At 42.1% G+C, this 24,821-nt stretch carries 23 protein-coding genes; 21 read left to right on the top strand and 2 right to left on the bottom strand.

Annotated elements, in window-relative coordinates; all coding sequences use genetic code 11:
- Nucleotides 1-38 precede the first annotated feature (38 nt).
- The gene (locus EFB00_RS05645) at nucleotides 39-899 is read right to left on the bottom strand and encodes an AraC family transcriptional regulator (protein WP_122645905.1); all 861 of its coding nucleotides are present in this window, start codon (nucleotides 897-899) and stop codon (nucleotides 39-41) included.
- A gap of 187 nt (nucleotides 900-1,086) precedes the next feature.
- Here EFB00_RS05645 and EFB00_RS05640 point away from each other — a divergent pair, with 187 nt between their 5' ends.
- The 10 genes from EFB00_RS05640 to EFB00_RS05595 all read left to right on the top strand — a co-directional run bounded on the left by EFB00_RS05640 (nucleotide 1,087) and on the right by EFB00_RS05595 (nucleotide 13,509).
- On the top strand, nucleotides 1,087-1,731 hold the full coding sequence (locus EFB00_RS05640) for a response regulator (protein WP_122645904.1): 645 nt from the start codon (nucleotides 1,087-1,089) through the stop codon (nucleotides 1,729-1,731).
- Nucleotides 1,718-2,824 (top strand): sensor histidine kinase, encoded by a 1,107-nt coding sequence (locus EFB00_RS05635; RefSeq protein ID WP_122645903.1) that lies wholly within the window; start codon nucleotides 1,718-1,720, stop codon nucleotides 2,822-2,824. Before EFB00_RS05640 ends, EFB00_RS05635 begins: the two co-directional genes overlap by 14 nt.
- A 93-nt stretch (nucleotides 2,825-2,917) precedes the next feature.
- On the top strand, nucleotides 2,918-3,859 hold the full coding sequence (locus tag EFB00_RS05630; protein ID WP_122645902.1) for an ABC transporter ATP-binding protein: 942 nt from the start codon (nucleotides 2,918-2,920) through the stop codon (nucleotides 3,857-3,859).
- A 9-nt stretch (nucleotides 3,860-3,868) separates the two neighbouring features.
- Complete coding sequence (locus EFB00_RS05625) at nucleotides 3,869-4,960, top strand: ABC transporter permease (RefSeq protein WP_122647050.1); 1,092 nt, start codon at nucleotides 3,869-3,871, stop codon at nucleotides 4,958-4,960.
- Complete coding sequence (locus tag EFB00_RS05620) at nucleotides 4,961-6,103, top strand: ABC transporter permease (RefSeq protein ID WP_122645901.1); 1,143 nt, start codon at nucleotides 4,961-4,963, stop codon at nucleotides 6,101-6,103. It begins immediately after the preceding gene.
- A gap of 96 nt (nucleotides 6,104-6,199) precedes the next feature.
- On the top strand, nucleotides 6,200-7,222 hold the full coding sequence (locus EFB00_RS05615; protein ID WP_122645900.1) for a LacI family DNA-binding transcriptional regulator: 1,023 nt from the start codon (nucleotides 6,200-6,202) through the stop codon (nucleotides 7,220-7,222).
- A gap of 136 nt (nucleotides 7,223-7,358) precedes the next feature.
- Nucleotides 7,359-8,693 carry a PTS sugar transporter subunit IIC gene (locus tag EFB00_RS05610; RefSeq protein WP_122645899.1) on the top strand — a complete coding sequence of 445 codons (1,335 nt, stop codon included), beginning with the start codon at nucleotides 7,359-7,361 and terminating at the stop codon, nucleotides 8,691-8,693.
- A 4-nt stretch (nucleotides 8,694-8,697) separates the two neighbouring features.
- Complete coding sequence (locus EFB00_RS05605; RefSeq protein ID WP_122645898.1) at nucleotides 8,698-9,138, top strand: DUF3284 domain-containing protein; 441 nt, start codon at nucleotides 8,698-8,700, stop codon at nucleotides 9,136-9,138.
- 48 nt (nucleotides 9,139-9,186) lie between these two features.
- Entirely contained in the window at nucleotides 9,187-11,406 is a 2,220-nt protein-coding gene (locus EFB00_RS05600) for an alpha-galactosidase (protein WP_122645897.1), read from the top strand.
- A 57-nt stretch (nucleotides 11,407-11,463) separates the two neighbouring features.
- Complete coding sequence (locus tag EFB00_RS05595) at nucleotides 11,464-13,509, top strand: beta-galactosidase (RefSeq protein WP_122645896.1); 2,046 nt, start codon at nucleotides 11,464-11,466, stop codon at nucleotides 13,507-13,509.
- 61 nt (nucleotides 13,510-13,570) lie between these two features.
- Here EFB00_RS05595 and EFB00_RS05590 read toward each other — a convergent pair whose 3' ends face one another.
- Nucleotides 13,571-14,413, bottom strand: a complete 843-nt coding sequence (locus tag EFB00_RS05590) for a MurR/RpiR family transcriptional regulator (protein ID WP_122645895.1) — start codon at nucleotides 14,411-14,413, stop codon at nucleotides 13,571-13,573.
- Between the two features lie 157 nt (nucleotides 14,414-14,570).
- On the opposite strand from EFB00_RS05590, the gene gnd reads away from it, so the two are divergent.
- The 11 genes from gnd to EFB00_RS05540 all read left to right on the top strand — a co-directional run bounded on the left by gnd (nucleotide 14,571) and on the right by EFB00_RS05540 (nucleotide 24,817).
- On the top strand, nucleotides 14,571-15,467 hold the full coding sequence (gene gnd / locus EFB00_RS05585; RefSeq protein WP_122645894.1) for a phosphogluconate dehydrogenase (NAD(+)-dependent, decarboxylating): 897 nt from the start codon (nucleotides 14,571-14,573) through the stop codon (nucleotides 15,465-15,467).
- A 13-nt stretch (nucleotides 15,468-15,480) separates the two neighbouring features.
- Nucleotides 15,481-16,320: a PTS mannose/fructose/sorbose/N-acetylgalactosamine transporter subunit IIC gene (locus tag EFB00_RS05580; protein ID WP_122645893.1), complete on the top strand. Its 840-nt coding sequence runs from the start codon at nucleotides 15,481-15,483 to the stop codon at nucleotides 16,318-16,320.
- A gap of 14 nt (nucleotides 16,321-16,334) precedes the next feature.
- Nucleotides 16,335-17,195, top strand: coding sequence for a PTS system mannose/fructose/sorbose family transporter subunit IID (locus tag EFB00_RS05575; protein WP_122645892.1), 861 nt, complete (start codon nucleotides 16,335-16,337; stop codon nucleotides 17,193-17,195).
- 42 nt (nucleotides 17,196-17,237) lie between these two features.
- Nucleotides 17,238-17,732 (top strand): PTS sugar transporter subunit IIB, encoded by a 495-nt coding sequence (locus EFB00_RS05570; protein ID WP_122645891.1) that lies wholly within the window; start codon nucleotides 17,238-17,240, stop codon nucleotides 17,730-17,732.
- Between the two features lie 12 nt (nucleotides 17,733-17,744).
- Nucleotides 17,745-18,188, top strand: a complete 444-nt coding sequence (locus EFB00_RS05565; protein WP_122645890.1) for a PTS sugar transporter subunit IIA — start codon at nucleotides 17,745-17,747, stop codon at nucleotides 18,186-18,188.
- An 18-nt stretch (nucleotides 18,189-18,206) separates the two neighbouring features.
- Entirely contained in the window at nucleotides 18,207-18,866 is a 660-nt protein-coding gene (locus tag EFB00_RS05560; RefSeq protein WP_122647049.1) for an HAD family hydrolase, read from the top strand.
- Nucleotides 18,867-19,697, top strand: coding sequence for a hypothetical protein (locus tag EFB00_RS05555; RefSeq protein ID WP_122645889.1), 831 nt, complete (start codon nucleotides 18,867-18,869; stop codon nucleotides 19,695-19,697).
- Nucleotides 19,698-20,260: 563 nt separating this feature from the next.
- Entirely contained in the window at nucleotides 20,261-20,416 is a 156-nt protein-coding gene (locus EFB00_RS13425) for a hypothetical protein (protein ID WP_164709432.1), read from the top strand.
- Nucleotides 20,417-20,681: 265 nt separating this feature from the next.
- Entirely contained in the window at nucleotides 20,682-21,656 is a 975-nt protein-coding gene (locus EFB00_RS05550; protein ID WP_122645888.1) for an AraC family transcriptional regulator, read from the top strand.
- Between the two features lie 198 nt (nucleotides 21,657-21,854).
- Nucleotides 21,855-23,174: an MFS transporter gene (locus EFB00_RS05545; RefSeq protein WP_122645887.1), complete on the top strand. Its 1,320-nt coding sequence runs from the start codon at nucleotides 21,855-21,857 to the stop codon at nucleotides 23,172-23,174.
- A gap of 62 nt (nucleotides 23,175-23,236) precedes the next feature.
- The gene (locus EFB00_RS05540) at nucleotides 23,237-24,817 is read left to right on the top strand and encodes an alpha-L-rhamnosidase-related protein (RefSeq protein ID WP_122645886.1); all 1,581 of its coding nucleotides are present in this window, start codon (nucleotides 23,237-23,239) and stop codon (nucleotides 24,815-24,817) included.
- Nucleotides 24,818-24,821: the final 4 nt, after the last annotated feature.

Here is a 24,821-nt window from a genome sequence, read left to right as displayed (position 1 = left end):
AAAAACAGCGGCATAGCATAATGTCGCTGTTTTTAAACTTATTTCTTGCGAACAGGTACCCAGACTTCGCTATATGCATAGTCGCCTGTTTCAGATAGATGGGTGAATGAAAAAGATGGCGCTTTGATGACTTCATAGTCGGAAGAAGGCAGCCATTCCGAATAGATTCTTGCCATTGTATCTTGCAGCGTGAATGGGAATGGACCTTCATTTGGGAAAATCGCCCATGTAGCAGCTGCGACCGGTACTTTTGTCAATTGATCGCTGATTTCTTCTTTGGTACTCAAGACACCGATCAAATGAGTCAGTTCTCCACCTTCAATTAAAAAGTCAGTATCAGAATCAAAAGAAGCATTGACTACTTCCATTGGTTCGATATCTTGCAGGCGATGCATTTCTTCTCGTTGTGCCTGAGTGATGCTTTGTGCTAATTTGACGATTTCTTGATTGACCCCTTCAAATTGCAACGGGATACGTTTGCTGACACCCACTAAGTTAAATGCCGGTTTGTCTTCAATTCTAAATTCCATACTAGTTCCTCCTTTAACGGCTATAACAAATGAAAGTTTTGGGAACATTTTGCTGACCCGCAGCTTTATGACGTCTGACGGCAGAAATCCGCTCCATTTTTTGAATGCGCGAGTAAAGCCGTCTAATGATTGATAGCCGTATTTAAACGCGACATCAGTGACTTTTTGCCCTTGCAGCAGTTCTTTATTGGCTTCTGATAATCTGCGGTTTTTGATGTATTCGCTGAGGGTCATTCCTGACAGGTAGAAGAATATTTTTCTGAAATGATAATCAGATTCTCCGGCGTATTCAGAGATTTTTTCCAGCGACAAGTCATCGGTCAGATGTTCTTCGATATAATCAATGACGTGGTTCAATTCTTTTAGCAATCGTTGTTCCCCCTTTCTGAATCTTATCTTACTAAAAGCTGTCGATGGCTACTCGACATTTCTTGTATAAAAAATGTCGGAACCCAGACATAGAACAGTTCTTTCGATCCTGCGGTTTTCTTTCCAAAGCATTGGCAAACAAGAGCCGCTCGTTTACAATTAAAATAAAAAAGACAGGAAAAAAATTATGATCAAGATTTTATTAGTAGACGATAGCGAGATCATCACTGGCGGTTTGGCGATTTTATTAGGAACCGAACCCTCATTTGAAATCATAGATTGTGTAAATGATGGTTCATCCGCCGTTATTTATTGCCAAAATAATCCTGTAGATGTCGTATTGATGGACGTTCGGATGCCGGGAATGAGCGGAGTTGAAGCTACTAAAATCATTACCGAGACATCTTCTGCAAAGGTGATCATTTTGACGACATTCGATGAAGATAATTATATCATTGAAGGAATCAAAAATGGAGCTTCCGGTTATTTGCTGAAAAATACAGAGCCTAAGCAGCTGATCCAAGCGATCCATAGCGTGATGAACGGGCAGAGTATGTTATCTGAAGATGTATTGAAAAAGGCCGGCCGCCAATTTCAACCGCAGTTTGCACATCCAGAGCTGTCAGAATTGACGCCTCGAGAAAGCGAGATCGCGCGGTTGGTAGCGGAAGGCCTCAGCAACAAGCAGATCGCCAATAAACTTTTTCTGACGGAAGGGACAGTCAACAACAGTCTGTCTAATATTTTGCACAAGTTGGAACTGGAGCATCGAACACAGCTGGCGATCTATTATCTGACCGGCAAAAGTGGAGGGACAGATGGACACTTTTAAAATTTTTTTGAATGTTCTATCTTTGTCGGCCGTCGTTTGTCTTTTATTTTTACAATCCGATACATTAGCTGTTCCTATTATTTTACTGCTTTTTTGGTTGAGTCTGGTATTGCTGAGTATCAGTTTTACGAAACAGCAGGGGATTTTTCTGTTGTTGCAACTTTTGACGGCATTAGCGATGCCGTTTGTCCAACCGCTATTGTTTTATCTGTTGCCGAATGCGTTAGGCTGCTGTGTGGAATACCGGATCAATGGCTATACGTTGTCGGGCAGTTTAGCCATATTGTTACTATACGGTGCCTACCTGCCTTCTCATTATCTGCAATTGGCCGCTATTTTTTGGAGTATGCTGATTTTAGGTTTTTTCATTTTTATAGAAAAGTTGGAGAAAGAATATCATGGATTGAATGTTTCATCAGAACTATTGCGAGTGGAACGCAATCGTTTATCTACACTGTTTTCTCAAAGTGTCATGAACAGCGAAGCGCGGGAAAAAGAAGCTGCCCTTTCAGAAAGACAGCGTCTGGTCCATCAGATCCATGATGAATTAGGACATAAGCTCACTGGCGGTCTGATCCAAATGGAGGCTGCCAAAGCGGTATATCAAAAAAATCCAAAGCAGGCGGCGGATTTGTTGGATCAGGCGATCGCCACTACGCGCAATGGGATTGATGACATCCGTCACTTGTTGCATACGCAAGCACCGGCGACGGAGTCGTTGAATTTGAATCGCATCAAAAAAGAACTTCAGCATTTTTCCGAACGGTATCAAATCGCGGCGTCCTTTCAATATTTCGGCAAAGTCGATCAATTGGATCCTTCCCAATGGCAAGTATTATTGGGCAATCTAAAAGAGAGTCTGACCAATACGCTGAAGTACGCCAATGCCAGCGAGGTCATTGTAAGGCTTCATGTTTACAAAGGATTCCTGCGTTTTCAGATCAGCAACAATGGCCGCTCTGCCAAAGTCTATCATAAGGGACTTGGGATTATCGGAATGGAAGAACGCACGGCCATGCTGGATGGTCAGCTATTGATCGACAGCTCTGATGGTTTTACTGTCACTACGATTTTGCCGATCAGTCAGACATGAGAAATCTCATAGGATATTGATGAGAAACTACACTAGTGTGGTTTCTCTTTTTTATTTATGATGGATGTAACATAGGGTTTGGAGGGAGAAAACATGGAACGAATTGTAGAGGTCAAGCATTTAACGAAGAAATTCGGTTCGTCGATCGCGGTGGATGATATTTCCTTTTCGGTTGAAAAGGGGACGATCGTCGGTTTGCTGGGTCCCAATGGCGCTGGAAAATCTACTACGATCAATATGATCACTGGTTTATTGAAAAAGACATCAGGGGAAATCAATTTATTTGGTAAGGCGGTCACGGAAAAAAATCGCGAACTGCGGAAAAAAATCGGAGTCGTCCCTCAGGATTTGGCGATTTATTATGATTTAAGTGCGGAAGAAAATGTTCGTTATTTCGGCGGATTATACGGTCTGCGAGGAGCCAAATTGAAGGACGCCGTAGAACAAGCGCTAAAACTGGTAGGACTGTGGGAGCGTAAAAAAGACAAACCGGCGACTTTTTCCGGCGGGATGCAGCGGCGTTTGAATATCGCTATGGCGATCGTACATCAACCGGAATTCGTCATCATGGATGAGCCGACTGTAGGGATCGATCCGCAATCCCGCAATTACATCATGGAAACGATCGAGAAGATGCGGCAAGCGGGTAAGACATTGATCTATACAAGTCATTATATGGAAGAAGTTGAACGTTTAGCTGATACGATTATCATTATCGATCATGGCAAAGTGATCGCTCAAGGAACCGCAACAGAGCTGGTGAATCTGATCACGGATCAAAAGAATATCATGATCACCGTTGCTAATCCTCAAGATATCGTTTTAGAAGAATTGCAACAGCAAAACGGAGTCATTCAAGCGCAGCTTGCTGAACAGCTTTTGACAGTGACAGTGGCAAACGAAAGCAGTGTACTGAATCAACTACTGATGCACTTGATCCAGCAAGGTGTAGAGGTCGATCGGGTTCATCAGCAGGAAATCGATCTGGAAACGGTCTTCTTGAATCTGACCGGCCGCAATCTAAGGGATAGGTAGGTGAATGAGATGAATTTACCCATTGTGATTCGAACGCTTGTCCAACAATTACGGGATAAGGCGACATATATTTATTTTTTGATTTTTCCATTGTTATTGATGGTAATCTTAGGATCAGTTCTGCAAGGCGCATTCGGTGTGGAAATTGCCGATCGAGTAGAAAAGATCAATGTTCAATATGTGATCAAAGATCAAGAAACCGGTGCACAATTTGAGGCACTGCAGCAAGAACTGGATATTAAAAATATCGATTTCAAAAATGGAAAAAACGAATCCAGCGCGATAAAAGCGCTGAAAGAGCAAGAGGCGGACGTCTATTTTACGATTGGTGATAAAATCACGGTCCATACCGATAATCTGTCAGACATCCAATTTACTTTGCTGAAAAGTTATTTAGTAGAGATCTTTCAGTCTATGCGTTTGATGCAAGGTGCGGCGCAATTTGACGTTTCACCTCAAGATATCATGCTCCAGCCCTCGGAGTTGAATCAAGTAGTAAAAGAAGACCGAACGAATCTGAAGAAACCGGCAACTTCTTATCAATATTACGCGGTAGCGATGATCGGTCTGTTTATCTTATATATGGCGGAAAATGGATTGGATATGTTCGGCAAAGGACGCCGCATGAAAACATTGCAGCGAGAATTGATCAGTCCGGTCAGTCGTCAACAAATCTTCCATTCGACATTTTTAGGACATGTATTGTTGGGTTTATTGGTAGTCGGTGTTCAGATGCTGATCACCCAAGTAGTCTTTGATGTTCCTTGGCAGCAGCAATTCGGTTTTTCGTTTATCAACTTGTCTTCATTGATGGTGTTGTTTTTAGTGATCGGTGTCTTCTTGGAAATGATCGGTCAAGGAGTTGGAATGGGGATCACGCAAGTCATCATTCAAGTAGCGGCATTTTTAGGCGGCGGCTACTTTCCGGTGGATGAGCGTATGATGGCTTTTTCACCATTAGGTTGGGTGATGGGACCGATCCGCGAAGCCTTTTGGACGAGCAATCCACTGCGCTGGCACGGTGTCATATTGAATTTAGTCATTGCCGCTGTTCTATATCTGGGGACGATGCTGGCGTTGACGCGTAGGGAGGAATTCTAAATGAAAGAAATGTTATGGGTCATCCGCGAGCGGTTTATCATTTGGAAAAATCATCCTCTGCAGGTCTTGTTTCTTTTAGGAGTACCCTTTTTGAGTATCTTCATATACTTTTTCGCTTACAGCAGCGGCGATGGCGTAGCAGATTCATTGACTATCGGGATCGTGGATCAAGATCAGTCTGTTTACAGCGAGTATTTCATTTCCTCTATCGACAAACGGATCAATGTCAAAGAAATCGATGACCAGCAAGAATCAGACAAAGAGCTTGCGGCCCAAAATACGATGGTGAACCTAGTGATCCCTGCGGACTTTTCTCAAAAGATCCGAGCAGGAGAAGCAGCTGAGCTATCACTGCGAACCTTTCAAACCGGTGAAGTCATCGACACTGTCCAAACGGCAGTAAAGACCACTTACAATGAAGTACTGGTTTTTGCCGGCTTTGCGAAAAAAGCCAACGAAAAAGCTGCCGCTGATTTCCTAGCAGAAACACCGACGATCGAATTTAAATCATTTGATCAAGATTCTCGCGGGAAATCAATGAGCATACAGATTCTCGGTTTTATGTTGATGATGCTTCTGTATCAAGCAGGGAATTTCGGCGCCAATACCATCCAAAATGAACGGCGCAATAAAATCTATCATCGCCTGATGACTACACCTGTTTCTAAAACCGCCTATTTTGGCGGCACAGCGATTTTTGCTTTTTCAGCAATGCTGTTTGAAGTCATTTTTACAGTCTTGCTGATGACTCGTGTTTTTCGTATCGGCATTGGTTTGCCGGAAAGTCAGCTGATTTTTATTCTAGCAATCTTCGGATTGGTAGCTGTCGCTTGGTCTACAGCGATCGGTGTCAATTCACCAAGCTCGGGATTTGCCAGCGGTGTTCAAAGTATCCTCTTTACCGTTACCAGTCTGCTTTCCGGGGCATTGATCCCCAGCGAGGTCATGCCAAATATTATGCAGCAAATCGCACGGATCACTCCACAGTATTGGGTATTGGATACCATCAAACGATTGCAGTCCAACGCTTCTTTCTCGTCGATCTTGATCAATATCGTCGTACTGCTGGCGTTTACATTGCTGTTTCTCAGCATCTCCACTTATGGCTTTGCCAAAAAGCAAAGTATGGAAGTTTTTGATTAAGATAGATAATGGATATAGATGCTTGACTTACCAGATAAAACAGCTTACTCTGAAACAAATAAGATGTAAACAGTAAACAATATGGAGTTGTTTTAAATGGCAAGTATTCGTGATATAGCTAAAATGGCAGGAGTCTCGGCCGCAAGTGTTTCCAGAATCTTAAATAATGATCAAACCTTCAGTATCAATGAACATACCCGTCAGCGAGTGATCGAGATCGCAAACCAAGTCAACTATTCTAAAGAAAAAAACAAGCGGGGCTCTCGGAATACAGGAGATGATCTGGCAATCGCCTTGATCGTGCGGCATAGTGCAGAAAGTGAACTGGATGATCCGTATTTCCAACATATTCGCCAAGGTATCGAAAAAGAAGCAGCCAAATGGCGTTTGAAAGTAGTGCGGGTCTTTCGAATGCGGGATAAACAAAAGGACTGGCAACAGTTGCAAAAATACGGTGCAGTCATCATGATCGGGGAAATGACCACCGACGCGTTGGAAGAAGTGATGAAGTATAATCAAAAGCTCATTCTAGTGGACAACTATCAAAATGATGCTCAATATGATTGTATCCGCACTGATTTTGCGTCAAAGACGTTCGAGATCTTGGATACGCTATATGCTAAAGGTCATCGTAATATCGCATTTATCGGCGGGATTGCCAGTAAGGTAGATAAAGACGGAGAAGTACATTTCTACAAAGAAGAAGTTCGAGCGGAGCAGTATCGACAATGGATGAAGCTGAAGGATCTGGAACAGTTCAGCCACAGTTTTCAAAAAGACTGGTCTCCTGAGAGCGGTCTGCAGATGGCAGAAGAGATGTTGGCATTAAATCCGCGTCCTACTGCGGTGGTGGTCGCCAGTGACCCGATGTCAGTAGGTGTCTATCGCGCCATCAATGTCCGAGGTTTGCGAATACCGGAAGATATCTCTGTTATCAGCTTTGATGATATCGAAATGGCAAGATACATGAACCCAGCGCTGTCCAGTGTTCGGATGGAGGCCCAAGAAATGGGACGATTGGCTGTGAATATGGCGAAAGAACGAATCTTAGAAACGCGGACAATGCCGATCACTGTTATCTGTGCCAGTCAGTTGATCATCAGAGAATCAGTCGATTGAAGAAAAAAATATAAAAAAGTTTGCAAAAAAATCGTCATTTTGCAAACTTTTTTTATTTAACTATTGTGTAAACATTAACTAAGCAAATATAATAATAACCGTAAACGTTTGCAAAAAATGAAAAGGAGAATTCTATATGAAATTTGTAGATAAATTATCAGAAAAAATGGTTCCTTTCGCACAGATCATCGCCAACAACAAATATCTTTTGAGCTTGCGTGATGGATTTATGATGGCGTTTCCAGCGACGATGTTCGCATCCATCATGATCATTATCCAGAACTTGCCGACGACGTTTGGTTTTGCTAAGTATTTACCGGAGGCATTGAATACTTTTTTGAATGACTTTTTTGGACCTATCGGAAATGCCACAATGAGTATCTCGGCTGTTTTTATCGTTTACGGGATCGGTTATCATCTGGCTGGTCACTATAAACAATCGCAGCTCTTTGCCGGTGCTATTTCGCTATCATCATTCATCATGTTATTGCCGTTCGGACAAGATAAAGCGATGGGAGGATTCATCCCGATTTCAAAATTAGGTGCTGAAGGAATGTTCGTGGGAATTTTGACTGCGATCATTGCAACAGAAATTTATTGCCGGATCAGTGCAGCCGGTCTGACCATCAAGATGCCGGATTCTGTACCGCCAATGATCTCGGAATCTTTTGTAGCTATTATCCCAGGTGCAGCACCATTGTTTCTCTTCAACGTGATCCGCTACTTGTTTACTTTTACTTCATGGGGCAACGCAGTCGATTTTGTTTATGAAATCTTGCAAAAACCTTTGATGGGCTTAGGGGGCACATTGCCAGCCGTTTTGATAGCTGTTTTCTTCACACAATTTTTCTGGTGGTTCGGGATCCACGGTACATTGGTAGTCAATGCAGTGATCGATCCGATCATGAGTGCCTTGGCTATTGAAAACTACGAAGCCTATAAAGATGGCGCAGCACAATTACCTCATATCATCAATACGACGTTCATGGGTGTTTTCGTCAATCAAGGTTTGCAATTAGGGATTTCTATCACGATGGCCTTTTTTATCGCTCGTTCGATTCGTATGAAAAAACTGATGAAAACCATTATTGCACCAGCTATCTTCAACGTTTCTGAACCATTGACATTTGGTCTGCCGATCGTTTTGAACCCTATTGCGTTCATCCCATGGATCATCAGTCCATTAGTTAGTACGACGATCTCTTATTTTGCGATTGCGATCGGCTTAGTACCACGTCCGATCGGTGCCACGGTCGTTTGGACAACGCCAGTCTTCTTATCTGGATGGTTGGGAACAGGATCAGTTGCCGGTGCCATTTTGCAATTGGTCACAGTAGTAGTTATGACATTGATCTGGATCCCATTCTTGTTAGTGATGGATCGTGAATATTTGAAAGAAGAAAAAGCACAAGCAATAGAAAATCAAGAAGAACAAAACGCACAAGCAGAAACGATCCAACCGCGGAGTTAAGCAGATGAGGATAGACACATTAAGCTATAAATACCGGTCTCGGCAAAGTGCAGCGGCAATGTATCAGTCGTTGATTTCAGAGCAGCAGAAATTTTTTCAAAGCAAAGATCCTGAGATCACTCAACTGCAAGAAGGCACTGTCATTCACTATGAGATTTTTACGAAAACAGAAAGGCTGCCGGTGCCGGCGACATTGACGATCACAAAACTGAGACCAAACGAATGCTTTCAAATGCAAACTGAACATACAAAAGGCATTATTTTACAAACCTATCACTTCTCACAAGAAACAAAAACAGAGGTTCTCTATTCTGAACGAAATACGTTTGATGAGATGAGAGACCAATTTGGTTTTCTATTTATCGGTTTTTTCTACAAAATTTTGTACAACCACGGCATCAAAAAACGGATGCGCTATATTGAGCAGCTCTGTCAAGAAACGTAAAGACCTTGACCGTTGTTTGCTACTAAACATAGGGACGAGGGAAAAACAATGATTAATGTAATCGACAATCAATACTTTCATTTACAAAACAATAAAATCAGCTATTTGTTCTATGTAATGCCTAACCAGCAATTGGGACATCTTTACTATGGTCAGCCATTAGGGGATCTTTCCAACAAGGATTTAGAATATTTAGCACGAAAAGTGAATAAATCAGCGGGGACCGTGAAATTTTCAGCGGATACCGGACAATTTACATTGGCAGATCGTGGGCAAGAATATCCAGTTTACGGCAGCAGTGATTTTAAAGCCGGCGCGTTGGAGATTACAGAGGGAACTACACCTTTATACACGGATTTTCGCTATAAAAGCTACCGAATAACCAAAGGAAAGCCCCGCCGTTTGCATCAGCCGACAACATTCGGCGACGATGGCGAGACCTTGAGTATCCAATTGACAGATGAAGAGCATCAATTGGCTTTGACGCTGAATTATACGATTTTTAATGATCACAGTGTCATCGTCCGTAATCAAAGCATCACCAATCTTGGAACGGTCCCAAGAACGGTCCAAAAAATGATGAGCGGTGTACTGGAACTGGCAACAGACGACTATGAATTTTTGCATTTGTCCGGGGCTTGGTTAAAGGAACGGCATATCACCCGTCATGCGTTAGCTCAAGGAACAGTTTCCATCTCTTCATTGAAAGGAGCATCCGGGCATCAGCATAACCCATTTGTGGCGTTGCAGGAAAAAAATGGGACTATCGATCATGGTCAAGTGTATGGCGCCCAACTGATCTATTCAGGAAATTTCATCGGGCAGGCAGAAGTTGATGAGTGGTCTCATACCCGTGTGTTGATGGGCATCCATCCAGATTATTTTACCTGGGAAATAGGTGAAGGAGAAAGCTTTGAAACACCGGAAATTTTATTGGCTTATTCAGCACAAGGATTGAACGGCTTTGCCCAAGAAACAGCCTCCTTTATTGAAAAACACATTATTGATCCTCAGTGGCAAAATAAGCCTCGTCCGATCGTTTTCAATAATTGGGAAGCGACATATTTTGATTTTGATCATCAAAAGCTGATCGAGTTGGCTAAAAGCGGCAAAGAATTGGGGATGGAATGTTTTGTAGTGGATGACGGCTGGTTCGGCAAACGAGACGACGACCGCAGTTCTCTTGGGGATTGGACTGTGGATGAACGGAAATTTCCAAAAGGCATCAAAGTTTTCGCCCAAGAAATCCACCAGCTTGGACTTCAACTGGGTATTTGGTTTGAACCGGAAATGGTTTCTCCGGACAGTCAATTTTATCGTGCTCATCCGGAATGGGTGGTTCGCCATCCTTTTTCACGGATCTCCATCGGTCGAGGGCAATATGTGTTGGACTTTGCCAATCCACAAGTGGTGGATGCGATCTATGAACAAATGAAAAAAATCATTCAAGAAACTGAGCTGGATTATATAAAATGGGATATGAACCGCAATATCACAGAAGCCTATTCTGCCTATTTGAACGAAGTGGGGATCGATCAGACAGAATTTTTCCATCGCTATATCTTGGGTGTCTATCGGCTGTATGAAAAAATACTGACAGATTTCCCAACGATTTTGATCGAAGGCTGTGCAGGCGGCGGCGGACGCTATGACCTGGGTATCCTTTTTTACAGTCCACAAATTTGGCCCAGTGATGACAGCGACGCCATCGAGCGCTTGGCTATCCAAACAGGGACCTTGCTGGCATACCCCTTATCGACCTTCAGCAACCACGTATCTGCAAGTCCAAATCATCAAGTATGGCGACAGACTTCGTTAAAGATCCGCCAAGACGTGGCGATGTTTGGTCCATTAGGGTATGAATTGGATCTTAATCAGCTGACAGAGACTGAAAAAACTGCGATTCAAGAGAGAATCGCCTTTTATCAAGAAAACCGTCAGCTGCTGACATTCGGCCGCTTTTACCAACTGGCAACCGGTACTGATAATGAAGTCGCTTGGGCGGTCTATGATGAGACTGAACAAAAAGCGATCGTCGGTTTTTATCGAATCTTGTCGAAACCTAATTCAGCTGCTGATGAGTTTTTGCCATTATCATTCTTATCAGCAGATCAAACCTATCAAGTCAATGATGAAATACTTAGCGGAAAAATCTTGCGGCAAATTGGGATTCGCAAGCCATATCAATTTAATGGAGCCAATCCGGATCAAGCACAAGTGCAGGGTGATTTCCAATCCTATATTTATCAAATCGCTCTAGCCGATTGAAGTTAGACAATAAATCATTTTGTGAACAGGTAATGAATTGAAAGGAAGAATTTGAAAATGGTAAGATTTGATCTAGACCGCCGTTTTTTACACGGTGGAGACTATAATCCTGATCAGTGGCTGGATTATCCGGAGATCTTGCAAAAAGACATCCAGCTGATGAAGCAAGCCAATATCAATACGGTAACGCTAGGTGTCTTTGCGTGGAGCGCGTTAGAGCCTCGTGAAGGCGAATATCATTTTGACTGGTTGGATGATATTTTCGATCAAGTTGCGGCATTCGACGGGAACGTGATCTTAGCCACTCCTAGCGGTGGACGTCCTCAATGGTTAAGCCAGCATTATCCTGAAGTGAATCGGACCGATGCTTTGGGACAAAAGCACGTCCATGGCTTTCGCCACAACCATTGCTATTCTTCGCCTATCTACCGGGCAAAAGTCCAAGAGATCAATCGGAAATTAGCGGAGCGTTACGGCAAACATCCGGCACTTTCTATGTGGCATGTTTCCAATGAATACTCCGGCGAATGTTTCTGTGATTATTGCCAAGAAAATTGGCGCAAATGGCTGAAGAAAAAGTACGGGAGTTTGGAAGCTATCAATCAAGCATGGCTGATGAGCTTTTGGGGCAGTACTTATTCTGACTGGCGGCAGGTTTTACCACCGTCACCGCTAGGAGAACACAAGGTTCATGGGATGGATCTAGATTGGAAACGATTCGTCACTGATATGACGATCGATTTTTATCAAGCAGAAATCGAACCGTTGCGGGAAATAACGCCGGATGTGCCAGTCACCACAAATTTTATGGCAGAAGGACAAGCTAATCACGACTTTATTCCGTTAGAAGGGATCGATTATGGCAAGTTTTCTAAATACGTTGATATCGTCAGCTGGGACAGCTATCCCGATTGGAACAATAACTATGAAACGATTGCTGAAACGGCAATGAAATCAGCCTATGTTCACGATCAGTATTGGTCTTTGAAACAGCAGCCGTTTCTCGTGATGGAATCCACGCCCAGTGTGGTCAACTGGGATCAGTTCAACAAGTCGAAACGACCAGGTGTCCACATCCTGAGTTCCATGCAGCAGATCGCTCATGGTTCTGACAGCACGTTGTATTTCCAATGGCGCCAATCGCGAGGCAACTCGGAAAAATTCCATGGTGCCGTAGTCGGTCACGATGGTTCCACTAACAACAGAGTCTTTCGTGAAGTCGCTGAGTACGGTCGACGTTTAGCCAAGCTCAATGAAATCAAGGGGACGATCAAAAAAACGAAAGTCGCGATTTTATTTGATTGGGAAAGTAATTGGGCATTGAAGCGAGGCGGCGGCTTTGGCAGACCGACACGTCGTTATCCGCAAACTTTACAGGAACATTATGCTGTATTTTGGGAAAATGATATACCGGTAGATATCATTACAGTAGACCAGGATTTTTCTAAATATGATCTATTGATCGCACCGATGCTTTATCTGATGACAGAAGCTACGATGGACAAGCTGCAAGCCTATACGACAAACGGCGGCACCTTGATTTCCAGCTATTTTACCGGTATGGTGAATGAAACAGATTTATTGTATCTAGGCGGATTGCCCAAAAAACTGCAGGAGCTCTTTGGAATAGATGTCTTAGAATTGGATACATTGTATGAAGACGAGCACAATATGATTACATTTCAAGATAAAGAATTTGCGACAAAGGATTATTCTGCGATTCTTTCGGTAAAAGACGCTGAGATCCTAGGAAATTATCAGCAGGAATTTTACGCAGGTACTCCGGCAGTCGTGGGTAAAAAGTTCGGCAATGGGCAAACTTATTATTTAGCGGCGCGGACTGCTATTGATTTTCTGCGGGAATTTTATCAGGGAATCATTGAAACATTAGGGCTGAAAAATCCGTTGGTGAAAAATGGTTCACCAGCAGTTTCTATCCAGATACGTTACGACAAAAATGACAGCTATATTTTCTTGATGAATTTTTCTGAGACAGAACAAACTATCGAATTGAATCAAGCACTGACTGATGTCGAAAATCAAGGGGAGATTCCGGCACAGCTAACCTTGAAACCTTACGAAGTTCGGATCGGCAAAATATAAAACACAAAAAACTCCGAGATCAAATCAGATCTCGGAGTTTTTAGCGTTTCAAGGAGATTCTTCACAGTCGGGTCTCCTGAATGATTTCCCGAACTTTATCAATGGATTTTTGTGCTTTGGTTTTCATTTTGATGCCATAAATCAGAAAAAGCGTGTCGATGATACTCAGTTGGGAAACGACAGAAGAGATTGCTTCAGGTCGATAAAAGGTCTCTTCGGAAATAGAGATCAAAGCGATATCACTGGCTTGTGCCAGCGGTGAACCGGCGTAGCTGGTGATGCCGATGATCGGCACGTCGTTTTTCTTTAATACATTGATCAATTCCATCGTGTCTTTGTTGCGTCCGGTGTGGGAAATCACGAATGCGCAATCTTTAGCTGTCATTTTCGCCGCCTGCATCAGTTGAATATGGAAATCTTCATGGTGGAAGCAATGGATCGGCATCCGTAAAAATTTATGGTATGCATTCAACGCTACTACTGCGGATCCTCCCATCCCGAAAAAACCGCAAGTGGTTGATCCAAGCAATATGTCGATGGTCTTTTGTAAATCTTTTTCAGTGAGCATCGCTTGAGTTGCTTGGATGGAATGGATATTGATCTGACAGGTTTTTTCGGCGATCGTTAAATAATCGTCGTTATCGTTGAGGGACAGGAAAAAATCATTTGTTTCATCACTAACCTGATTGAGTGTCAATTTTAGTTCTTGGAAATTGCGGTAGCCGACTTTTTTTGCGAATCGAGAAATTGTAGCTGTTGATAATCCAGTATTTTCAGCAAGTTCTTGTATAGAATAGCGACTGGCTTCTTTAGAGTTCTCTAAAAGAAAGTCGGCTAGACGCTGGTCGCCTTTACTTAAATCCTCATAATAACTTCGAATGCGGCTGCGGAATGTGGTACTCATTTTTCTACCTCCCAATTTGTCTTGGTAACGCTATCATACCACTATTTTTCAAGAAAACAAATTTTTTTATGTAAAAAATATTACAAAAAAACTATTGTAATTTGTAAAAAAATTACATATAATGTAAACGTATTCAAAAACAAAAGGGGGAGACACAATGAAAATCGGCATGATCGGTTTGGGAAAAATGGGTTTGCATCTGACTAAAAATATGTTGGATCATCAAATTGAAGTAGCAGCGTACGATGTCTCAGAAGAAGCCGTCAATGAAGCGGTAAAATTCGGTGCTGAAGCCGCAAAGGATCTGGCAGATTTAGTGGCTAAATTGCCGACACCTAAGATCGTCTGGACGATGATCCCAGCAGGGGCGCCTACACAGGAAACTTTGCAAGCTCTTAGCAGATATTTAGAAGCAGGAGATATTCTGATCGACGGCGGCAACTCGTTTTACGAAGATTCGGTCAAAAACAGCAGAGAACTGGCGAAGAAAGGCATTCACTTTTTTGATGTCGGCTCATCAGGGGGAATGGAAGGGGCGCTGAAAGGCGGCAACTTTATGATCGGTGGTCCAAGCGAGGTTTTCTCTACGATCGAACCATTGTTTGAAAAAATCGCGGCACCTAATGGCTATCTTTATACCGGACCTGCCGGCAGCGGCCATTATCTGAAAATGGTCCACAACGGGATCGAATACGGCATGATGCAAGCGATCGGTGAAGGCTTTGATCTGTTGATGCACAGTCCGTATGATTATGATAACGAAAAAGTGGCGGAAATGTGGAACCATGGCTCAGTGGTCCGCAGTTGGCTGATGGAATTGGCTGCGAATGCTTTTCGCAAAGACAATCAGCTAGAAAGTATCAAAGGTATTATGTATTCTTCCGGCGAAGGACGCTGGACGGTTGAAGAAGCATTGAAACGACAAGTACCAATGCCGGTGATCGCGACTTCATTGATGATGCGCTATCGTTCATTAGAAGATGATACATTTACCGGCAAAGTCGTGGCTGCACTTAGAAATGAATTTGGCGGACACGCGACATCTAAAAAATAGGAGGGGTCAAAATATGTCAGAAATTACGGTTTTTCAAGCATTAGCGATCGCGATCTGGGTTGCTTTGGTTATGTCACGTTCGTTTTTTGGCGGAGCTACAACGACACTGCGTTTTACACCGATGGTCACAGGTTTAGTGGTGGGGATCGTGTTTGGGCGAGTTGCTGATGCAATGGTCATCGTAGCAGCCATCCAATTGATCTATATGGGTGTTTTCTCTCCCGGTGGACAAATGCCGTCGGAACCGGCGATTGCCGCAGCGATCGCAGTACCTGTGGCGTTGATGGGGAATATGAAACCGGAAGCCGCTATCGGGATCGCGGTACCAGTTGGACTGTTAGGGGCTTATTTATATCAATTCCGTTTCTTCATCAATACATTCGTTATGCAGAAGTATGGTGAGAAATACGCGGCGGAAGCAAACGATCGCGGGTTGACTACTGCAATTATCATTATTCCGATCATTGTCGCTTTTGTGATCTTTGTTCCGTTCATGTTTGTCGCACTTTACTTTGGTGCCCCAGTGATCGCAGACGTGGTTTCTTCCAATTCCGGTAGTATCGTTTTCCACGTTTTAGAAGTAATTGGCGGCGGTTTGGCAGCAATCGGGATCGCGGTGACGGTATATGTTATCGGTAAGAAAAACTATATCGCCTTCTTCCTGATCGCTTATTTTATGGCAACGATGCTAAAAGAATTGAACATCACGATGGTAACTTACGCGATCGTCGGCGCGTTGATCGCCTTTGTTTACATCTTAGCGAAAAATGAATCCGCTTCATCAGCTTTAGCAAATATGGGCGGGATGTTAAATGGCGGCAGCACCTTCGATGAAGACGATGACGACTATTAAAAGGAGGAAATAAAATGAATAAAGTTGTGCAAACAAGTGTGGATCTTCAGCCGGAAGAAATCACAAAAAAAGATATCGGAATTGCTTGGCTTCGCTGGTATTTCGCTAACGAGATCCCACATACTTTTGATAAATATTTGGCTCCTTCTCTTATGTGGGCGTTGATGCCGATCTTGAAAAAACTCTATAAAGATAAAAAAGATCTTGGAGAAGCTTACCAACGGCATTTGTTGTTCTTCAACACTCAGATCACATGGGGCGGCGGTACATTGACTGGGATCATGGCTTCCTTGGAACAAGCCAGAGCGCAAGAAGTTTATCACGACGCACCGATCACGATTGACGACGATTTGATCTACAATACCAAATCTGGTTTGATGGGGGCTTTAGCAGGAATCGGTGATTCTATCGATTCTGGGACCGTACAATATATTTTTATCGCGATCGCATTGCCTTGGGCGCAAAGCGGCAATCCATTAGGCGCATTGTTCCCATTCTTTGCATTTGTGATCTATCAATTGTTCCTTGGATATTATTTTGCAAACTTAGGCTTCAAAATGGGGCGGACAGCCGCTTCTGAGATCGTTGGTTCAAAAATGGAAGGGATCATCGAAGGGTTATCGATTTTGGGTCTGTTCATGATGGGGATCTTAGCGGCAAACTATGTCAAAGTGTCTTCCTCTCTGAAATTCTCCTTATCAGGAAAAGAATTTGTCATTCAAGATATGCTGGATCAGATCATGCCGGGGATCTTGCCGTTAGTTACAGTAGCCGCAGTTTATTTCTTCTTTGTGAAGAAGGGAATGAACGTTACTCGGGCATTGATCGGACTGACCGTGATCTTAGGTCTGTTGGCAGCAGTAGGTATTTTGTAAAGAAAGCGTTATACTAAAAGAAAAGCATTTGGAGGTTTTATTATGGGAAAAGTAGTAATCGCACGGGTGGACGCTCGTTTGATCCACGGACAAGTTATGACTAATCTATCAAAATCAGCAGGAGCCAACGCGATCTTTGTGGCAGACGATCCTTCTGCTCATGACGCATTTACCAAAAACATCATTTTAGGAGCAGGCGGCCGGACTGGATTGAAGGTACGGGTCTTAAAAGAAGACGGTGCGGTCCGTTATTGGAATGATCGGCAATACGATGATTACAGTGTTATTCTTTTAACAAAAAGCATCGAAGTGATGGCAAAAATCATCAAAGGCGGCGTACCTATCAAAGAATTGAATCTTGGTGGACTGCCTCAGCGTCCAGGTCTGACACCGATCATCAAAGAAGTTTCTATCAATGAAGAACAGTTGAAGCTATTGCAAGAATTACATGATGACTATGATGTAGATGTTTATTTCCAAGCGATCCCGTCTTCGAAAAAAGTATCATTAGCAGATGCGGCGAAAGAATTTAAATAAGGAGTAAAAATCATGATCGGATTATTATTAGTAAGCCACGGAAAAATGGCAGAAGGCATTTTAGACAGTATGGCATTGATCACCGGCGAACCAGAAAACACGGATTTTTCTTCTTTAGTTGCCGGGCAAGATTATGAAGTCTTCAAAAAAGATGTCGCGGAAAAAATCAAAAAACTGGATCAAGGACAAGGAGTACTGGTTTTTGTCGATCTATATGGCGCTTCTCCTTATAATGCAGCCATGATGTCCCTACAAGAATTGACGCAAGAAGGGTATAATTATCGTGTGATCACCGGTTTCAACTTGCCGATGGTTTTAGAGATCTCGGCTATGCGTGTGACGGATATGGCTTTAGAGGAATTGGCAGCACTTGCTGAAAATACCGGCAGAGAAGGAATCCAAAATCCGGTAGCAGAACTGTTGACTGCTGAAGCAGAAGACGAAGATGAATATTAGAAAGTAGGATATCAGATGATAAAAGGCGTCATTTTTGACTTAGATGGATTGTTAGTAGACACGGAGAAAACCTATCGGGACGGTTGGCTATGGACCTTCGATCAATACGGGTTGCCGATCTCAGAAAAAGAAGTCGATTCTTGGGGCGGCAGAAGCTGGTTGCAGACCGCCGACTACATCGCATCCATTGCAGGAAAAGAAAAGGTCGCGGAACTTCGCGCAAAACGCGAAGAATTCATTTATCATCAATTAGCCAACGGAGAATTACAGGCAAAACCATTTGCCAAAGAAACGTTGGAATTTTGTAAAGAGCGAGGGCTGACTGTCGGTCTGGCAACGTCGACTGTCAAAAAACGTGCGACAGATTTATTGGAACATTTCAAGCTGGCGGATTATTTTGACGCAATGACGTTTGGAGATGAGATCATGGATCACAAACCAGCGCCAACGGTTTATCTGACCGCATTGTCTAAAGCAGATTTAATGCCGACAGAAGCGGCGGCTGTCGAGGACTCCATTACAGGGGCCACGGCAGCGACCCGCGCGGGGATGGGTGTCTTTTTGATCCCTGACAGCAGCTTTACGCGTCCTGCCTCAGATCAAAAAGAAAAGCTGAACCTGATTGCAGAAGGTCCTACATTGCAAACGGTCATTGACTACTTGCAGGAGGTACAATAGATGACACAATTGCAGGATTGGCCGCTGCGTTATGGAGTGATTCTAGGCAAACGATTCACGGAAAAACAAAAAATCGCATTTTTACGGTCGTTAACCAAAGACTTTCAGGAACTGGGCTATGCCGTAGACACTACCAAAAGCTATCTGCGTTTAGGAAAAAACGAACGGCAGGTTTATTACAATCTCTACGCTGGTGATTTCAAAAAGGCCAAACAAATCATTGCTGTGTCTTACGAAACACCAGCAAAAACATTCGGACTGATCAAGAAGCGTCCCTTTCATTTGCCGACTGCTTCTCAGCAATTTATTCAAATACTGCCGGCTATTTTGCTGACAGTCATAGCGGCTATACTTTTTTGGCAACTAGTACCAAGCATCCAAGCGCATGGTTTTGTCAGTCTTTGGGGTGTATTAGCACTTATTTTGTTAGCAGGTGTCTTTTTCTTCATCGCCCGCTATCGCAGTGGCATCCCCAATCGGGTCAACTTTTCACAAAATTCAGCGGCGATCTTGGCCGCGTTGTCTTTAGCGAAAAAAAATCCTGCATTGGCATTTGTCTTTTTTGACGGCGGCGCGACAAACGGGTATGGACTTCAATTACTGGAAGATTACCTGGAAGGAAAGAAGAAGGTGGTCTTTTTAGAAGGATTGACAGATACAGAACTGACAGAAACAAAAGCAGGAAAATCATATCCTGAAACCGCCCGCTATTTTACAACAAAAGGAGCGGAAACATCATCATTGAAATTGGCAGGGACCCGCAAAGATGCTGCTTTTGATGAAGCATTGTTGGAAAAACATGTAGAAACATTACTGACTTATCTGCATTGATCAGAGAAGTTGGCGGATCATAGCGATCTTATACATAACGCTGTATGACAGCGATGTGTATGAGGTCGTTATTTTTTTGTTGGGATCAAGGAATTTTTGTGCCGGCTCGGTGTTCAAAAAATTGTTGTTCAGTTGGAAAAATCCAATAGAGCGAATTGTCTGTCGACCACTGATTCGAGTCGTTTTACGAGGTATCGACAGATGGTAAAAATACTTATATGGAGCGGTTTTTATTAGGAGTTAGCGGAAATTTGTCACAATGGGCGAAGCAAATACAATCGGCCGACAGAAAGGGCTTGCATTTCGTTGATAAATAGGGGTATTTTTATATTGGGGAATGAATCTAAAATAGTGGAATGTAAATGGGATCGGCATGGGAACACCCGGCAGCGTCGATCGTGAGTCAAAATCTAAAAATAGTGGAATGTAAATTTGATGTTAATACTAAAATGATATATAACTAATTATTTTTTTTAATGCTATATTAATTGTTTTTATGATTATACAAATAACAAAAATGCTACAATATAAGTATCAATTCTATCTACAGGAGGCGAAACAGCATGAAAAACATACTAAAAAAGATCGCTGCCATTTTTAGAAATCTGTCCTTTTTGAACGGGGATTCGTTTAATCGAGGAGCAAATTCCGAACTGTATTTGCGAGAACAAAAGCTCAAACGCCTTGAAAAAGAACGAGAACAGGAAAAAGATAATTAAATTTTGTAGATACTTTGTTTCAGAAAGAGCGGATTTATGATATATATTGTAAAATAGCTTTTTTATCAACGGATAATCGTCATACGTAGGAGTATAATTCCGAGTGAGATTTTATATTTATTATAAAACTTAAACGTCATATAAGTTATGATGTTTGTTAGTCGAGTACATAAGAGTCATAGGTAAAAACGAGAATCTAAGCGATAAAAAGCACAGTCATTTCTGATTCTGTCGACGAATTAGAATTGGAAAGAAGAGAGGTTTTATGGATTTTGAAGAATTAAAAGAACTGTTTTTTAAAGAAACAGAGATCGAACGTATTCAACGTTTGGAAGGAATCAATATAAACGATCAGCATCTTCCCTTTAACAAAGTCTTAGTTCCTAAAATGCCAAGTAAGAATTTTTTCAAAGAAGGAAATATATTTATCAATAAACATCATCGGTATTCTGCTATGCCGGCACATACTCATGAATTTGTTGAGTTCAACTATATGCTTTCTGGTCAATGCACACAATACATCAATGATGAAAAAATCACCCTAAAGCAAGGCGAGTTGTTATTGATTGATAAAGATATCGTGCAACGTATTGATCCAATAGGGTATGAAGATATTCTTATCAATATTCTTCTTAAAGACGATTCGATCACCACAGAGTTATTGACGAATATGGTGAAGGCGAATAGTTTAGTTAATGAATTTATATTGAATGCTTCCAAGAAGAATAGTGAACATAACGCCTTTATTCATTTTCAATGTGGAGGGGTAGCAGAGGTCCAGTCATTGTTGGAACGTATATTGATTGAATACTTTAAAAAAGAAAAATTTTATGAGCGGGCCTTGAATTTGATGTTGTCTCTTTTACTGATTGAGTTGACACGTCATTTAGAAGAAGAAAACCTAGAAGATTTTCGAGCTTCAGACGCCCAACTGCTTCATATATTGCAGTATATCGATATAAATTTTACAACATTGACTTTGGCGGATTTATCCAAGCATTTTGGCTATAATCCCAATTATATATCGAACAAATTGAAACAAAGTTTTGGCTATTCTTTTCAGGAAATAGTTAACCAGAAACGCTATGAATACGCATGTGAATTGATACGGGAATCAGATAAATCGTTAGAAGAAATTTCATTTGAGATTGGTTTTCAGTCGGTCCCGTCTTTGTATAAACTGTTTGCGAAATTTACAAAAGAAACACCTAAAGAATACAGAAAACGAGCAGATGCTTAAAAAGCATCTGCTTTTTTGTATGCAACCAATCTGTAATTTGGATAAGAAAAGACTGTTGTTTTGCTATAGCGAAAATGCTTTCTAGCGACTATCATATATTTTGTTAGTTGTGAAAGGGTTTTACACAAGGAGAACAGCTATGTGATACCGCTTTTAGTTAACTGATAATTTTATAGAGAAATTAGGAGGAAATAGGAAATGGCAAAAGATTCGTCAAACTTAGTAAAAGAATACCGTCCTTTAGCTACAGCTGCCGGCATTGGATCAATGCTAGGATCTGGTTGTATTGTTGGATTGTCTGCTACGATTCCGGTATGGGCTAATGGTTTGGATATGTCTGCCGGACAGGTGGGAATAGTATCAGGGGGCTTGACTTTCGCGATCGCGTTTGGGTCCTTATTAGCCGGGTATATCACAAAAGGTTTTGGATTATATAAATCATTTAATTGGTTGAACTTATTCTATGCAATTGGTGCTGGACTGTGCATGTTGTCAAATTCATTCGTCATGCTGCTGATTGGAGCAATCATAATGGGCTTTGCTTCTGGCGCAGATTTGCCAATCTCACTTACAGTTGTCTCAACAGATTCACCTGATGAAACAACTTCGGCTAAATTAGTATCATCTACACAAATTTATTGGCAAATCGGTGTTTTTATTTCTTACATTTGTTCATTCTTATTGTCAGGGATTCAAGGTGTACTTGGTGCTCGCATTGTTATGGCGATCCTCTTTACGTTCGCGGTATTCACATGGGCATGGCGCACACTTTCTAAGAAATTCGCAGCGTTTCATGAAGCAGCTGAACATCGTAATATGGAACAGCAAGCCACTCATGCGGAAGATGTGAAAAATGTCAATTTCCGTACTGTCCTTTTTGGTAAAAATAAAAATAAATATGCTGGTATGTTTGCAGTTATTTTAGTCTTTTATGTCTGCTGGAATCTGTTAGCCAATACTTGGGGACAATTCCAAACCTATGCATTAACTAATGCTGGCGCATCACAAGCACAAGCAACAGGTTTAGGAATCGTACTAAATGTTGTTTCGTTGATTACAACGATTGCATTTTCATCAGTAGCTGGTGGGAAATACCGTAATAAAGCGTTCGTCATCGGGGCACTTGTTCAGTTTGCAGCCATGATGGGTATGGCACTTTTAGGCGGTGGAGCTGGCTTCATTGCTTTGGCAATTACGATCGCCTTTTATAATTTTGGGAATCCACTTGCTGGCGAAGCAATGTATAAAGTATGGACCCAAGAGTCGTTTCCGGTTGAAGCTCGTGCTTCAATGCAAGGATTCATCAATGGTTTTTCACGGTTATGCTGCGGTCTCTTTGCTTTTGTAACCCCATTCTTGGTGGCTCCAGGTCGCATTACCACTTCGATGTACGGTTTTGCAGGAATCGTTGTGCTGGCCTTTATTTCCGGAATGATCATGATCAACCTTCAAAAAAAATACGGAACCTCTGAAACTGACGTAGAAGAAGCTCCCGTTTCTCACACAAGCAATGTATAGAACACAAATAGCCCAAAAGCTACGGCTGGCGGGCTTTTTATTAAAAGAAAAGGGTGGAAAAAATGGCATTTACTTTCCAAATCAACAATGATGTAGTATGGAATCATGATGAAAAACTTTTAAAAAAGGCGATCACTAATACACCTAAGATTTTGAAAACATTGGTCAAACCAATCGCATTAGGAATAGTGGAAAAAGATGACCAATACTTGAATGGTTACAAGGTTGTACCAAGCAGCCAATCGATCGAGAAGCTTCCTGAACAAACATTGGGACGTGATGAATCACTGATTTTAGATCTGGGGAATCATTATGTGGGAACATTCAATATTTCTATCGATTCTGTTGGTTCTCCCATGGATGCTCCATTATACTTGAAGATGAAATTCGCAGAAGTACCCGCTGAGCTTCCGGCAAATGCTGCCGATTATGATGGTTGGTTGTCACGTTCGTGGATTCAGGAAGAATATGTTCATATTGACGTTCTTCCGGCAGTCCTAGAATTACCTCGGCGGTACTCATGCCGATATATCGAACTTACAGTAATTGATTCTTCTCCTAAATGGAAAGCGTCATTTTCTAATCCTGAATTTCTTGCTGAAAGTTGTGTGTCCATGTCGCAGCTTCCAGAATTCGATATTACCGATGAAGAACTAAAAACAATTTACGACACTTCAGTGAAAACATTGCTGGACTGTATGCAGGAAGTATTTGAAGATGGACCGAAGCGGGATCGCCGTTTATGGATTGGGGATCTGCGTCTCCAAGCATTAGCAAACTACTATACATTTAATGATCTTTCTTTGGTGAAACGCTGCTTATATCTTTTTGGCGGAATGACAACAGATGAAGGGAAGATCCCGGCAAATGTTTTTACTGCTCCTAATTTGATACCTGATGATACGTTTTTATTTGATTACAGTCTGTTTTTTGCAGCAATACTTTCGGATTTTGTTGAACATACAGGAGATACCGGTGTACTGGAAGATTTGTACAGTGTAGCGAAGAAACAAATAGATTATGCGAAAAATTTAGTAGATTCAGAAGGACGATTGCAACTTACAGAAGATTATCCAGTGTTTATTGATTGGTCAAATGAATTTAATAAAGAGACAGCAGGTCAAGCTGTGTTTATTTACAGTCTTAAACGCTTCATTTCCCTTGCTGAAAAAATGGGCGAGGAAGAGCTCCCAGAATATCGCGATTTGCTTGATCGCATGATTGCTTTTTCACGCCAAACGTTATTTGATAAAGCAGCTGGGCAGTTTATCGTGGAAGAAAATGGCGAGATAAACACAGCAAGTCAAGTATGGATGGTGCTTGCCGAGGTAATGACGCCGGAAGAAAACAAAAAAATCATGCAGGAAATGATCCGTACGCAGTTCCCAATTACTGGCATTGCAACGCCGTATATGTATCACCATATCGTTGAAGCACTTTTTGTGGCTGATCTTCAAGAAGAGGCAGTTCAATTGATGAAAGATTATTGGGGAAAGATGATTTCTCTAGGAGCAGATACTTTCTGGGAAGCCTTCAAACCCGAAGAACAAGACTTTTCTCCTTATGGAAGTCCGATTGTTTCTTCATATTGTCATGCTTGGTCATGTACGCCGGCTTATTTGATACCTAAGTATCTAAGCTAAAAAT

It is taken from the genome of Enterococcus mediterraneensis (assembly GCF_900604485.1).
In the GTDB taxonomy this organism is placed as follows: domain Bacteria; phylum Bacillota; class Bacilli; order Lactobacillales; family Enterococcaceae; genus Enterococcus_C; species Enterococcus_C mediterraneensis.
Note: the sequence above shows the minus strand (reverse complement) of the source record. Positions and strands in the feature narration are given on the sequence as shown.